Annotated in this window: 10 protein-coding genes; 9 read left to right on the forward strand and 1 reads right to left on the reverse strand. The window is 66.9% G+C overall.

Features of this window, described 5'->3' with window-relative positions; translation table 11 throughout:
• Positions 1 to 133: 133 nt before the first annotated feature.
• From ACZ5CM_RS04485 to recN, 7 genes are all read left to right on the forward strand, one after another.
• Entirely contained in the window at positions 134 to 1,012 is an 879-nt protein-coding gene (locus ACZ5CM_RS04485) for a D-alanine--D-alanine ligase (RefSeq protein ID WP_464642486.1), read from the forward strand.
• The gene (locus ACZ5CM_RS04490) at positions 1,000 to 1,899 is read left to right on the forward strand and encodes a cell division protein FtsQ/DivIB (RefSeq protein ID WP_464641526.1); all 900 of its coding nucleotides are present in this window, start codon (positions 1,000 to 1,002) and stop codon (positions 1,897 to 1,899) included. The genes ACZ5CM_RS04485 and ACZ5CM_RS04490 overlap by 13 nt, the downstream gene beginning before the upstream one ends.
• A 6-nt stretch (positions 1,900 to 1,905) precedes the next feature.
• A complete protein-coding gene (gene ftsA / locus ACZ5CM_RS04495; protein WP_464641527.1) occupies positions 1,906 to 3,240 on the forward strand; it encodes a cell division protein FtsA in 1,335 nt (444 codons plus the stop codon).
• Positions 3,241 to 3,434: 194 nt separating this feature from the next.
• Positions 3,435 to 5,015: a cell division protein FtsZ gene (ftsZ, locus tag ACZ5CM_RS04500; RefSeq protein WP_464641528.1), complete on the forward strand. Its 1,581-nt coding sequence runs from the start codon at positions 3,435 to 3,437 to the stop codon at positions 5,013 to 5,015.
• 211 nt (positions 5,016 to 5,226) lie between these two features.
• Positions 5,227 to 6,147 carry a UDP-3-O-acyl-N-acetylglucosamine deacetylase gene (gene lpxC / locus ACZ5CM_RS04505; protein WP_464641529.1) on the forward strand — a complete coding sequence of 307 codons (921 nt, stop codon included), beginning with the start codon at positions 5,227 to 5,229 and terminating at the stop codon, positions 6,145 to 6,147.
• A 142-nt stretch (positions 6,148 to 6,289) separates the two neighbouring features.
• The gene (locus tag ACZ5CM_RS04510; protein WP_464641530.1) at positions 6,290 to 7,144 is read left to right on the forward strand and encodes an outer membrane protein assembly factor BamD; all 855 of its coding nucleotides are present in this window, start codon (positions 6,290 to 6,292) and stop codon (positions 7,142 to 7,144) included.
• 52 nt (positions 7,145 to 7,196) lie between these two features.
• Positions 7,197 to 8,846, forward strand: a complete 1,650-nt coding sequence (recN, locus tag ACZ5CM_RS04515) for a DNA repair protein RecN (RefSeq protein ID WP_464641531.1) — start codon at positions 7,197 to 7,199, stop codon at positions 8,844 to 8,846.
• A gap of 18 nt (positions 8,847 to 8,864) precedes the next feature.
• Here recN and ACZ5CM_RS04520 read toward each other — a convergent pair whose 3' ends face one another.
• Positions 8,865 to 9,437 carry a hypothetical protein gene (locus ACZ5CM_RS04520; protein WP_464641532.1) on the reverse strand — a complete coding sequence of 191 codons (573 nt, stop codon included), beginning with the start codon at positions 9,435 to 9,437 and terminating at the stop codon, positions 8,865 to 8,867.
• Between the two features lie 163 nt (positions 9,438 to 9,600).
• On the opposite strand from ACZ5CM_RS04520, the gene ACZ5CM_RS04525 reads away from it, so the two are divergent.
• Complete coding sequence (locus tag ACZ5CM_RS04525; RefSeq protein WP_464641533.1) at positions 9,601 to 11,355, forward strand: chloride channel protein; 1,755 nt, start codon at positions 9,601 to 9,603, stop codon at positions 11,353 to 11,355.
• 214 nt (positions 11,356 to 11,569) lie between these two features.
• Positions 11,570 to 12,679 (forward strand): porin family protein, encoded by a 1,110-nt coding sequence (locus ACZ5CM_RS04530; protein ID WP_464641534.1) that lies wholly within the window; start codon positions 11,570 to 11,572, stop codon positions 12,677 to 12,679.
• Positions 12,680 to 12,770 lie beyond the last annotated feature (91 nt).

A 12,770-nucleotide genomic window follows, 5' to 3' on the forward strand; every position in this document is an offset into this window, starting at 1 on the left:
ACAGGCATTTCATCGGGCGCGGAGACGGGGAAAGACGAACGATAACAGGACCGGGTCGCACGAAAGATCCGGCGGAAACGAGGCACTTGACGTGGATCAGTCGGGCAGGACGATCCTCCGGGTGGCGGTATTGATGGGCGGCCCTTCGGCCGAACGCGAGGTATCGCTGTCAAGCGGGCGCGAATGCGCCGCCGCGCTCAGGGAGGAAGGTTTCGAGGTGGTCGAGCTGGACGCCGGCCCGGACCTTGCCGAACGCCTGCGCGAAATCGCCCCCGATGTCGCATTCAACGCCCTGCATGGCCGCTGGGGCGAGGATGGCTGCGTGCAGGGCCTGCTGGAGTGGCTGGGCATCCCCTATACCCATTCCGGCGTGCTGGCCTCGGCGCTCGCGATGGACAAGCAGCGCTCCAAAGAGGTGTTCCGCGCCGCCGGGCTGCCGGTGGCGCAAGGCGGGCTCCATCCGCGTGCCGAGGTGTCGGCGCGCCATGTGATGGCGCCGCCCTATGTGGTCAAGCCTAACAACGAGGGGTCTTCGGTCGGGGTTTATCTCGTGCCCGAGGCGGCCAATGCCCCGCCGGCGCTGACCGACGACATGCCCGAGGTGGTGATGGTCGAGACCTTCGTGCCGGGGCGTGAACTGACCGTGACCGTGATGGGCGAGCGCGCGCTGGCGGTGACCGACATCATCACCGATGGCTGGTACGACTACGACGCCAAGTATCGCCCCGGCGGTTCGCGCCACGTGGTGCCGGCCGAGATCCCCGACGACATTTCCGGCCTCTGCCTCGATCACGCCCTGCGTGCCCACCGGGCGCTGGGCTGTCGGGGGCTCAGCCGGGCGGATTTCCGCTGGGACGAGGCGCGCGGCGCCGAGGGGCTGGTGCTGCTCGAGGTCAACACCCAGCCGGGCATGACGCCCACATCGCTCAGCCCCGAACAGGCGGCGGTGGCGGGGATCCCCTTCGGCGCGTTGTGCCGCTGGATCGTGGAGGATGCCTCATGCAACAGGTGACGCCTCCGCTCCCGCCCCGCCCCCCGCGCCCGTCACGAAAGGATCCGGCGCCGTCGCGGCTGAGCTATCGCCTGCAGCGGTGGCTGCTGACTCCGGGTGTGCGCCTGGGCCTGCGGATCGGGGTGCCGTCGCTTGTGGTCTTCGCGCTGGCCAGCGGGTTCCTCGCCGACCAGAAACGGCGCGATGCGCTCAACCTTTTCGTGACGGAACTGCGCGAAAGCTTCGAGCAGAGGCCCGAATTCATGATCCGGGTGATGGTGGTGGACGGGGCCGGCGACAACCTTGCCGAGGATATCCGCGAAGTGGTCGCGCTGGACTTCCCCGTAAGCAGCTTCGATCTGGACATTGCGCGCATCCGCGAGGTGATCACCGGCCTCGATCCGGTGAAATCGGCCTCGGTCAGGACCCGACCGGGCGGCATCCTGCAGGTGGACGTGGTGGAACGCAGGCCGGCGGTGGTCTGGCGTTCGCGCGACGGGGTCGAGATGCTGGATGCGACCGGGGCGCATGTGGACGACCTGATGCGGCGCGCCGACCGACCCGATCTGCCGCTGATCGCCGGAGACGGGGCCGACGAAAAGGTACCCGAGGCGCTGGCGATCTTCGCCGCCGCCCGCCCCCTGGGCAAGCGGCTGCGCGGGCTGGTGCGGATGGGCGAGCGCCGCTGGGACGTGGTTCTGGACCGTGGCCAGCGGATCCTGCTGCCCGAAGCCGATCCGGTCCGGGCGCTGGAACGAGTGATCGCGCTGGGCGAGGCGCAGGATCTGCTCGAACGCGACGTGACGGTGGTGGACATGCGGCTGGGCGACCGGCCCACCATCCGCATGAGCAGCGCCGCCGTCGAAAATTGGTGGCAGGCAAGAAAGATCAACGGAGGCAGGCAGTAGAAGGCGATGAAGGATCTTTACCAGTCTCAGCGCGCGATGCGGCAGATGCGCAAGCAGGCGATGCAGCGTGGCGTCGTCGCCATTCTCGACGTGGGCACCTCGAAGATTGCCTGCCTGGTGCTGCGTTTCGACGGCACCGGGCCGCTCAGCGAGGACGGCTCGATCGGCTCTCTTGCCGGGCAGAGCGGTTTTCGCGTGATCGGCGCGGCCACGACCCGTTCGCGCGGGGTGGCGTTCGGCGAGGTCGCCGTCATGCGCGAAACCGAACGGGCCATCCGCACCGCGCTGCAGGCGGCGCAGAAGATGGCCGACATCCGCGTCGATCACGTGATCGCGTGCTTCTCGGGCGCCCGTCCGCGCAGCTACGGTCTGGATGCCCAGGTGGATCTGGAAGGACAGGTGGTCACCGAACAGGAAATCGCCCGGGTGCTGGCGGCCTGCGATGTCCCCGAATACGGCGACGGGCGCGAGGTGCTGCACGCCCAGCCGGTGAACTTCGCGCTGGACAACCGCTCGGGGCTGATCGATCCGCGCGGCCAGCTGGGGCAGACGCTGGCGGTGGACATGCACATGCTGACCGTGGATGCCACCGCCATCCAGAACCTCGTGCAATGCATCAAGCGCTGCGACATGGAGCTGGCCGGGATCGCCTCGTCGGCCTACGTGTCGGGGATCTCGGCGCTGGTCGAGGACGAACAGGAACTGGGCGCGGCCTGCATCGACATGGGCGGCGGCACCACGAGCATCTCGATCTTCATGAAGAAGCACATGATCTACGCCGATTGCGTGCGCATGGGCGGCGAGCATGTGACCAAGGACATCTCGATGGGGCTTGGCGTGCCCATGGCCAATGCCGAACGGATCAAGACGTTCTGCGGCGGGGTGCACGCTACCGGCGCGGATGATCGGGAAATGATCGACATCGGCGGCGATACCGGCGACTGGGAGCGCGACCGGCGCACCGTCAGCCGGGCCGAGCTGATCGGCATCATGCGCCCGCGGGTCGAGGAGATCCTCGAAGAGGTGCGCGCGCGGCTGGACGCGGCCGGCTTCGATCACATGCCCAGCCAGCAGATCGTCCTGACCGGCGGTGCCAGCCAGGTGACGGGCCTCGACGGCCTGGCCAGCCGCATCCTCGGCCAGCAGGTGCGTCTGGGTCGGCCGCTGCGGGTTCACGGCTTGCCGCAATCGACCACGGGGCCGGGATTCTCGGGCGTGGTGGGGCTGAGCCTGTTTGCCGCGCACCCGCAGGACGAGTGGTGGGACTTCGAGATGCCGGTGGACCGCTACCCGGCCCGGTCGCTGCGTCGTGCGGTCAAATGGTTCAAGGACAACTGGTAGCCCCCAGATGTTGCCGAGTCGCCCAAAATCCAGTGTAAAGAGGCGAAAAACCGCCTGCAAATTGGGCTCAATTCGCGTTTTTTTCGTGACCTCGGCGCAACATCCGGGTAGGATCGGACAGGACAGGTAAGCATCAAGCCCGCCCGCTCGGGGCGGCAGGACAGGCGGATCAGAGCATGACATTGACCCTCTCAATGCCCGGACAGGAAGAGTTGAAGCCGCGCATTACCGTTTTCGGCGTCGGCGGTGCCGGCGGCAATGCCGTCAACAACATGATCGAGAAGAAGCTGGAAGGCGTCGATTTCGTCGTGGCCAATACGGACGCTCAGGCGCTGCAGCAGAGCCACGCGCAAAGCCGCGTCCAGCTGGGTGTCAAGGTGACCGAGGGGCTGGGCGCCGGGGCGCGTCCGCAGATCGGGGCCAAGGCCGCCGAAGAAAGCATCGAGCAGATCGTCGATCACCTGGCCGGGGCACACATGTGCTTCATCACCGCCGGCATGGGCGGGGGCACCGGCACCGGGGCGGCGCCGATCATCGCCCAGGCCGCGCGCGAGCTGGGCGTGCTGACCGTCGGCGTGGTGACCAAGCCGTTCCAGTTCGAGGGCGCCAAGCGGATGCGCCAGGCCGAGGAAGGGGTCGAGGCGCTGCAGAAGGTGGTGGACACCCTCATCATCATTCCCAACCAGAACCTGTTTCGTCTGGCCAACGAAAAGACCACCTTCACCGAGGCCTTCGCCATGGCCGATGACGTTCTCTACCAGGGCGTCAAGGGCGTGACCGATCTGATGGTCAAGCCGGGGCTGATTAACCTCGATTTCGCCGATGTGCGGGCGGTGATGGATGAGATGGGCAAGGCGATGATGGGGACCGGCGAGGCCGAGGGCGAGGATCGCGCCGTCCAGGCCGCGGAAAAGGCCATCGCCAACCCGCTGCTGGACGAAATCAGCCTCAAGGGCGCCAGGGGCGTTCTCATCAACATCACCGGCAGTCACGATCTGACCCTGTTCGAACTGGACGAGGCCGCCAACCGCATCCGCGAGGAGGTGGACCCCGAAGCCAACATCATCGTGGGCTCCACGCTGGATCCCGACATGCAGGGCATCATGCGGGTCAGCGTGGTCGCCACCGGTATCGATGCCTCGGCGGTGCAGGCCGCTCCGGTCGAGCGCAGGCCCCTTGCCCAGCCGCTCAAGCCGCGCGTATCGGCCGAGGAGGCCGCCGGGGAGGAACCGTTCGATCTTCAGGAGCCGGTGGTGGCGGAAGCCGCCGAAGAGCCGTCCCTGTTCGATGCGGTCGCGGCCGAAGACGTCGCCGCCAGCGACCAGTTCGAGGACATCTTCGAAGAGGAAACCCCCTCGGTGGTCGGGCAGGACGACCTGCCGCCGCCGGCCTATACCCCCGAGGCGCCGGCTTTCGAGCCGCGCCCCGACGCCATGGCTGAGGACGAGGCCGATAGCTTCGTCGCCCCGCGCGCCCCGGCGCCGGGCACCCCCTCGCCCGAGGCCGAGCAGCGTCTTCGGGCGGCCGTTCGCAACGTCCCCCGGACCGATCCGCCGCTTGAGGCGAGGCCGCCGGAGGAAAAACCCGAGCGCTCGCGCTTCGGTCTGAACGGGCTGATCGGGCGGATGACGGGTCACGCGCATGACAACCAGGCCGAGGCGCGCCCGCAGCCGCGCCTTCAGCGGAGCGGCGTTGCGCAAACGCCCGAGCCGGCGCCCGATCCCGAGCAGGAAAAGATCGAAATTCCGGCCTTCCTGCGCCGTCAGGCGAACTGACCGGGTCACATTCGAAACCGGAAAGGCCGCCGCCGGGCGGCCTTTTTTCCTTTTTTGACGGCAGGTTGCAGGGGCGTCGGCAGGGAATTGCCGATTTGTTACAGCCGTGTTTCATTCCGTTACAAAGATTGAGTTGAGCCGCCGGGGGGGCATCGCTACCTCATTGCGCAACACAGCCCGCGAGGCTGGACATCGCTGCCAGAGGCTCGTTTTGCAGAACACGCTCAAATCGCCGGTCACGTTCGAAGGCGTCGGCCTGCACGGTGGCGCAAAGGTGCGGATGACGATCCGGCCCGCCGCCGCAGGACATGGTATCTGGTTCAGGCGAACCGACATCCAGGTGGGCGACGCGATGATCCCGGCGCTCTATGACGCGGTGGACCGCACGCCGCTCTGTACCCGGCTTGTCAACCGGGCGGGCGTGTCCGTCTCCACGGTCGAACACCTGATGGCGGCGCTGGCCGGGACCGGCGTTCACAACGCCCTGATCGAGATCGATGGACCGGAAGTGCCGATCATGGACGGATCGTCGCTGGCCTTCGTGCACGGGATCATGACGCGCGGCGTGCGGCCGCTGGATGCGCCCGTGGTCGCCTACGAGGTGCGCGAAACGGTGAGCGTCGAAAAGGACGGGTCGCGGGCGACGCTGAAGCCGTCGGACCGCCTGGTGATCGAGTTTCACATCGACTTCGAAGATGCCGCGATCGGCCGGCAGAGCCGCACGCTCGACATGGGCAATGGCGCGTTCGCGCGCGAACTCAGCGACTGCCGAACCTTCTGCCGCTTCTCCGACGTGGAGGGGATGCAGCGCAACGGGCTTGCGCTTGGCGGGTCGCTGGAAAACGCCGTGGTCGTCGATGGCGACCATGTGCTGACGCCTGGCGGTTTCCGGCGCGCCGACGAAGCCGTGCGCCACAAGATGCTGGATGCGCTGGGCGATCTGGCGCTGGCGGGCGGTCCCCTTCTGGGCCATTACGTGGGCGAGAAGGCCGGCCACGCACTGACCAACACGCTCTTGCGCAAGCTGTTCGCGACGCCCGGCGCGGTCCGCCCGGTGATCTGCGATCCGCGCGTCTCAGCCCGGCTGCCGGGCAGGGGGCTGGCGCTGAGCGAGATCCCCCGCGTGGCGTGACGGCATGGCCTGGCGGCAGGTCGCCGCGCCTCATGTGCGATCTTGCCGAGGACGCCGATAAGGCGTTTTGCACCGCGAATTAATGTGCTAGACCGTGCCGCGAACCGGCGGAAGGCCGGGGGTCGGCAAGGGTTTGGCAAGCATGACGGGCAGCAGGACAGTGGTGAAACGTCTCAGCGCAGTCATCGTGTTTCTGTTTCTGGCCTCGTGCAGCGGCATCGGTGGCGGTCCCGCTGCCGACCGCACCAAGGGGCTGGACGGCTTCACGCCCGAGCAGATCTACCAGCGTGCGGAATTCGAGCTCAACCGCGGCCGCACAGACGATGCGGCTTGGTACTTTTCCGAGATCGAGCGGCTTTATCCCTATTCCAGCTGGGCCAAGCGGGCGCTGATCATGCAGGCCTTCAGCTATCACAAGGGGCAGGATTACGAGAACAGCCGCTCGACCGCGCAGCGGTATCTGGATTTCTATCCCACTGACGAGGATGCGGCTTACGCGCAGTATCTTCTGGCGCTCAGCTATTACGACCAGATCGACGAGGTCGGCCGCGATCAGGGTCTGACCTTCCAGGCGCTTCAGGAGCTGCGCAAGGTGATCGAGGTCTATCCCGACAGCGAATATGCCACCTCGGCGATGCTGAAATTCGATCTTGCCTTCGACCACCTGGCGGCGAAAGAGATGGAAGTGGGGCGCTATTACCTGCTCCGGAAGAACTATGCCGCGGCGATCAAGCGGTTCCGTTCCGTGGTCGAGGACTACCAGACCACCAGCCACACGCCCGAAGCACTGTATCGCCTGATCGAGGCCTATCTGGCACTGGGGCTGGAGGAAGAGGCGCGTACCGCAGGTGCGATCCTCGGTTACAACTACCGGTCCAGCCCCTGGTATAAGGACGGCTACGACCTTCTGACGGGCAAGGGGCTTGAACCGGGGCTCTTCTCGGGTAACTGGCTCGCGCAGATCTATCGCCAGTCGATCAAGGGCGAATGGCTGTGACGGGAACGGCGCGCACGGCTCCGGCTGCGGCGACCTGACGCCAGGGGCGGAGATGCTGCGCGCACTGGACATCCGCGACATGCTCATCATCGACCGGCTGGAACTGGCGTTCCGGTCGGGGCTGAACGTGCTGACGGGGGAAACCGGCGCCGGCAAGTCGATCCTGCTCGATTCGCTGGGCTTCGTGCTGGGCTGGCGGGGGCGGGCCGACCTGGTCCGCCAAGGCGCCGCGCAGGGCGAGGTGGTGGCGGTTTTCGACCTGCCCCCGGCGCATCCGGCGCGCGCGGTTCTGGACGAGGCCGGGCTTCCGGCGGGCGACGAGCTGATCCTGCGCCGCGTGAACACGGCCGAGGGGCGCAAGACGGCCTGGGTTAACGACCGGCGATGCTCGGGCGAGGTGCTGCGTGCGCTCAGCGCAACGCTGGTCGAGCTGCATGGGCAGCAGGACGATCGGGGGCTGCTCGACCCGCGCGGGCATCGGGCGATGCTGGACGCCTTCGCCGGGCATGGCGATCTGGTAACCGCGGTGCGCGATGCCTGGCGCGAAGTGCAGGCCGCGCGCAGGGCGGTGACGGATGCGCAGGAGACGCTGGAGCGGATCCGCAGCGAAGAGGGTTTTCTGCGCCATGCGGTGGCAGAGCTGGACGCGCTGGATCCGCAGCCGGGGGAGGATGCGGAACTTGATGCCCGCCGGCGCATGATGCAGGGGGCCGAGCGCATCCGCGATGACGTAGGCCGCGCGTTTGCCCTTCTGGGCAGCGACGGGGCCGAGGGGGCGGCGGCGGATGCGCTGCGCTGGCTCGAGGGGGTGGGCGAGGGCGCCCCCGACATGCTGGACGAGGCGATTGCCGCGCTGGGCCGGGCGCTGATCGAGCTGGCCGAGGCGCAGGATGGCGTGGCGCGCTGCCTCGAGGCGCTGGATTTCGACCCCTTCGAACTGGAACGGGTCGAGGAACGCCTGTTCGCGATTCGGGCGCTGGCGCGCAAGCACGGGGTTCTGCCCGACGATCTGGGTGCGCTGGCCGCGGAGTTGCGGGACCGGCTGGCGGCACTGGAGGCGGGCGATGCCGATCTTCAGGCGCGGCGCGCGGTTCTGCGTGCGGCCGAGGCCGCCTACGAGTCCGCGGCCGCCGCGTTGACGGAGTCGCGCCGCGAAGCCGCCGGGCGGCTGGACCGGGCGGTCATGGCCGAGCTTGCGCCACTGAAGATGGAGCGGGCGGTCTTTTCCACCCATCTCGCCCCCACCGATCCCGGCCCGGACGGGCGCGACGCGGTGACCTTCACCGTCGCAACCAATCCCGGTGCGCCGGCAGGTCCGCTCAACCGGATCGCATCGGGGGGGGAGCTCAGCCGCTTTCTTCTGGCGCTCAAGGTCTGCCTGACCGGGCCCGACCGGGGCGTGACCATGATCTTCGACGAGATCGACCGCGGTATCGGAGGGGCCACCGCCGATGCGGTGGGGCGGCGGCTCGAGGCGCTGGCGGCCGGCGGGCAGCTTCTGGTCGTCACCCATTCGCCGCAGGTGGCGGCGCGCGGGGCGCATCACTGGCGGGTGGAAAAGAAGATCGTGGACGGGGCCACCCTTTCGACGGTGACGCCGCTGGATGCGGATGCGCGGGTGGACGAGATCGCCCGCATGGTGGCGGGCGACACCGTCACCGACGCCGCGCGCGAGGCGGCGCGGGCGCTTCTTGCCGGCTGAGCCGGCGGCGCGACCGGCTCAGGCGCAGCGATAGGCGTAGCCGATGCCCCGCCCGTCGCCCCGGTCGAATTCCAGGTGGTGCAGATAGATGCCCGAAGCGATCAGGCGGATGATGATCTCGTCCTGCCGATCCCTGGTCCTGATGAAGACGCGATTCCCGAACAGCCGGTATTCCGCCGGCACGGCGCCTGTCGCGTCCGGCAGCGTCAACCGCCCGTTCTCCACCAGAACCGCGTTGCGGCACGAGGTGGTGCTGAAGCGGTCATCGACCCGCAGCGGGCGGTCGAACACCGCCCAGCGACCAAGAAGGAACTCGGGCGCCCGGTCGCCGAAGCGGTCGGTGCCGTGAATTTCGGCGTAGGCTTCGAGGTAGGCGTTGAAGCCGCGCACGACGCGCAGTTCGTCCAGGTATGTCTGTGGCGCCTCCCGGCGGGTTTTCTCGAAATGGGCCTGCACCCGGGCGTCCTGCTGGTTCAGGTAGAACACGTATCCCGCCAGCGCCAGCGCGCCGAGAACGATCTCGGGCAGGCGCCGCCTGAGCATCTTGCGCCGCAGTCCGCGAATTCCGGAACGCACCGCCTGTGCTGCCATTTGCCAAATCTCCCTCGTCACCCCGTTCGCGGGCCTTGCCCCGCCAGCCGCGGGGCTGCCCTCGACGCCGCCTTGATCGGGGTGCTTTCACTTGCACCGAATAGCCATTACTACAGGCGGCGCCGACACCGATTCAGGATCGCGAATATATCGAGGGTATCCCATGCCAGAGACAGCGGGCGTGCACAACCGACAAGTCAACCTGATCGTGCTTTCGGTGATTGCCGTGGTGATCGGCGTGATCACCGGCTTCGGCGCCATCGCGTTGCGATATCTCATCGCGATCATCCACAACCTGTTTTTCCTCGGCACGTTTTCGTTCGAATATGACGCCAATCTGCCCACCCCCGAAAGCCCCTTCGGCGCGTGGATCATCCTTGCTCCGGTCATCGGCGGGCTGATCGTGGTGTTCCTGGTGTCGAAATTCGCCCCCGAGGCCCGCGGTCACGGTGTGCCCGAGGTGATGGACGCGATCTATTTCCGCAACGGCCGCATCCGGCCGCAGGTGGTGGTCATCAAGTCGCTGGCCTCGGCGCTGTCGATCGGGTCGGGCGCCTCGGTGGGGCGCGAAGGCCCGATCATCCAGATCGGCAGCGGCATCGGCTCGGTCCTGGGGCAGTGGCTGAAGCTGCGGCCGTGGCAGGTCATCACGCTGGTCGCCGCCGGGGCCGGGGCCGGCATCGCCGCGACCTTCAACACGCCGCTGGGCGCGGTGATGTTCGCCATCGAGCTGATGCTGCCCGAGTTCAGCGCCCGCACCTTCCTGCCGGTGGTGCTGTCCACCGGCGCGGCCACCTATATCGGCCGCCTGGCCTTCGGGGACGAGCCGGCCTTCCTGGTCATCTCCTATACCCAGCACGACCCCTTCGTGCCGCTGTCGGTGGACATGCTGCCGCTGTTCGTCATTCTCGGCGTCCTGTGCGGCGTGGCGTCGTGGCTGTTCGTGTGGTTTCTGCACTGGATCGAGGACCGCTTCGACGCGATTCCGGCCAACCCCTATGTGCGCAACGTGATCGGCATGAGCTTTCTCGGGGTCATGATGTACGGCTTCGTGACCTGGACCGGCATGTATCACACCGCGGGCGTCGGCTATGCCACGATCCAGGCCATCCTCAACGATGCGCTGACCGTCTGGTGGTTGCTGGGGCTGCTCTTCGTGGCCAAGCTGGTCGCCACCTGCGTCAGCCTGGCCGCCGGGGCGTCGGGGGGGATCTTCTCGCCCTCGCTGTTTCTGGGGGCGACGCTGGGCGGGGCCTTTGGCGCGGTGCTGGGCGAGCTGTGGCCCAATCTCGGCTTCAGCCCGGTGACCTTCGCCCTGGTGGGGATGGCCGGCATCGTCGGCGGCGGCACCGGGGCGGCGATGACCGCGATCATGATGATCTTCGAGATGACCGGCGATTACAACATCACCGTCGCCGCGATCATCGCCGTGGCCTGCGCCATCGGCGTGCGCCGGACCCTGTCGGAAGAGAACATCTACACCATGAAACTTGCCCGGCGCGGCCACAACATTCCCAAGGACCGCCGTTCGCACATGTTCCCGATCCGCAATGCCTCGGAAGTGATGGAGCCGATCGTCGCGGTCATCGACGTGACCGAGATGCCCGATGATCCGGTGCGCGTCTCGGACATGCCGTCCCGCCCCGCCCATGCGCTGGTGGCGCGGGGCAAGCACGTGGTCGGCATCGTCGAGGTCCACCCCGACCGGCCTACCATCCCGCTGTCGCCGATCCTCAGGCCCGTGGGCGTGACACTGGAAGGCAACCTGCTGGAATCGGTGCTCAAGCGCATGGAGGCGCATGGCCACGTGGCCGAGCTTGTTCTCGGCAACACCCGGTCGTCACATGTGGACAATGTTAAGGGCGTGATCACCCGCGACAGCGTCGTCGATGCGATGCTGAGCGACTACCGGACCTGATCTGGCGCACCGGGGGCCGGCCTTGTGGAGTGCGTGACCTTACGGCAACATCATGGTGCAATGTTGCAACATGATGGCGAAAGTTGGGCAGCGACCCGGCCCGCCCCTAACCAACCGGTTTTCGCGCCCTATGTCAAAGTCTGTGTCATGTTGTCACCTTCGTCCGATTTCCGAAGGGAACGGCACTGTTTCCAAGACAAAAAAGGCGAAGATAATGTCCAGATCCTATGCAACTCCGCTGATCGCAGCTGCGATCGCGGTCGGGACAGCTGTCCCGGCTACGGCGCAACTGCGCTATGAAAACGGCAATGGTGGCTCTGCCCTGTTCTATGGCCAGTTCGACCCGGCCTACCTGACTTTCGATGATGGCGTGTCCTCGACCGGCAAGCTGGTGGACAACGTCAACTCCAACAGCCGCGTCGGCATCTGGCTGCGTCAGCCGATGGCGAATGGCGAGTTTTCCTTCAATTTCGAAACCGCCCTCGGGCTGCGCCCATCCAGCGGCCTGTCGCAGACCAGTACGCCCAAGGCGTTCGACTGGTCTCGCACCAAGCTGCGCAAGGTCGATTTCGCCTGGCAGACGGGCAGTTACGGCAAGATCTATGTCGGCCAGGGCAGCATGGCAACGGATGGCGCCGCCAATACCGACTTGTCGGGCACCACGCTTGTCGCCTATGCGGGTGTCCCCGATACTGCCGGCAGCTTCCGATTCCGTACCGCGGCCGGGGCGCTTTCGGGTGTCGCCATCAAGAACGTCTTCCCCGATCTCGACGGTGGCCGGCGCGGCCGTATCCGCTATGACACGCCAACCTTTGGCGGCGGGTTTTCGGTGGCGGTGGCCTATGGCGAGGAAATCCTGACCGTCGGCAGCAACGACAAGTACACCGACATTGCGCTGCGCTACTCCGGCGAAGCGGGGGGCGTGAAGATGAAGGGGGCCATCGGGTTTTCCCGGCGCGACCGCAATGGTGTGAACCAGGACGACACGATGGGGTCGTTCAGCGCCCTGTTCCCGTCCGGCTTCAACGTGACCGTCGCCGCCGGCAGCCGCAAGAACAGCGGCGACTACACCTATGGCAAGGTCGGCTATATCGGCAACTGGTTCGCCGTCGGCAGCACCGCCATCTCGGTGGATTACTACCGGGGCAGCGATTTCAACTCGGTCGGGTCCACGTCCAAGTCGCTGGGCATCGGCGCGGTGCAGAAATTCGACAACGCCAATGTCGAGGCCTACCTGGGCTATCGCGACTACAGTCTTTCCGAGACGGCCGTCGCCTACCGGGATGCGTCATCGATCCTGTTCGGTGCCCGCTGGAAGTTCTGAGCCGAGGCGATTTCGCCAAGGAAACGGCGGCGGCGTCCTGCGCCGCCGTCTTTCGTTCGCGCGCCCGTCTGTTTGGTGCGCGGGCGGAAAT

Source organism: Piezobacter thermophilus, assembly GCF_055386745.1.

Excerpts from the sequence above, each read along its gene's own strand:
- ftsA (WP_464641527.1), top strand. The coding sequence starts at position 1,906 with ATGAAGGATCTTTACCAGTCTCAGCGCGCGATGCGGCAGATGCGCAAG.
- ACZ5CM_RS04530 (WP_464641534.1), top strand. The coding sequence starts at position 11,570 with ATGTCCAGATCCTATGCAACTCCGCTGATCGCAGCTGCGATCGCGGTC.
- ACZ5CM_RS04520 (WP_464641532.1), bottom strand. The coding sequence starts at position 9,437 with ATGGCAGCACAGGCGGTGCGTTCCGGAATTCGCGGACTGCGGCGCAAG.
- ACZ5CM_RS04490 (WP_464641526.1), top strand. The coding sequence starts at position 1,000 with ATGCAACAGGTGACGCCTCCGCTCCCGCCCCGCCCCCCGCGCCCGTCA.
- recN (WP_464641531.1), top strand. The coding sequence starts at position 7,197 with ATGCTGCGCGCACTGGACATCCGCGACATGCTCATCATCGACCGGCTG.
- ACZ5CM_RS04485 (WP_464642486.1), top strand. The coding sequence starts at position 134 with ATGGGCGGCCCTTCGGCCGAACGCGAGGTATCGCTGTCAAGCGGGCGC.
- ACZ5CM_RS04510 (WP_464641530.1), top strand. The coding sequence starts at position 6,290 with ATGACGGGCAGCAGGACAGTGGTGAAACGTCTCAGCGCAGTCATCGTG.
- ACZ5CM_RS04525 (WP_464641533.1), top strand. The coding sequence starts at position 9,601 with ATGCCAGAGACAGCGGGCGTGCACAACCGACAAGTCAACCTGATCGTG.
- ftsZ (WP_464641528.1), top strand. The coding sequence starts at position 3,435 with ATGCCCGGACAGGAAGAGTTGAAGCCGCGCATTACCGTTTTCGGCGTC.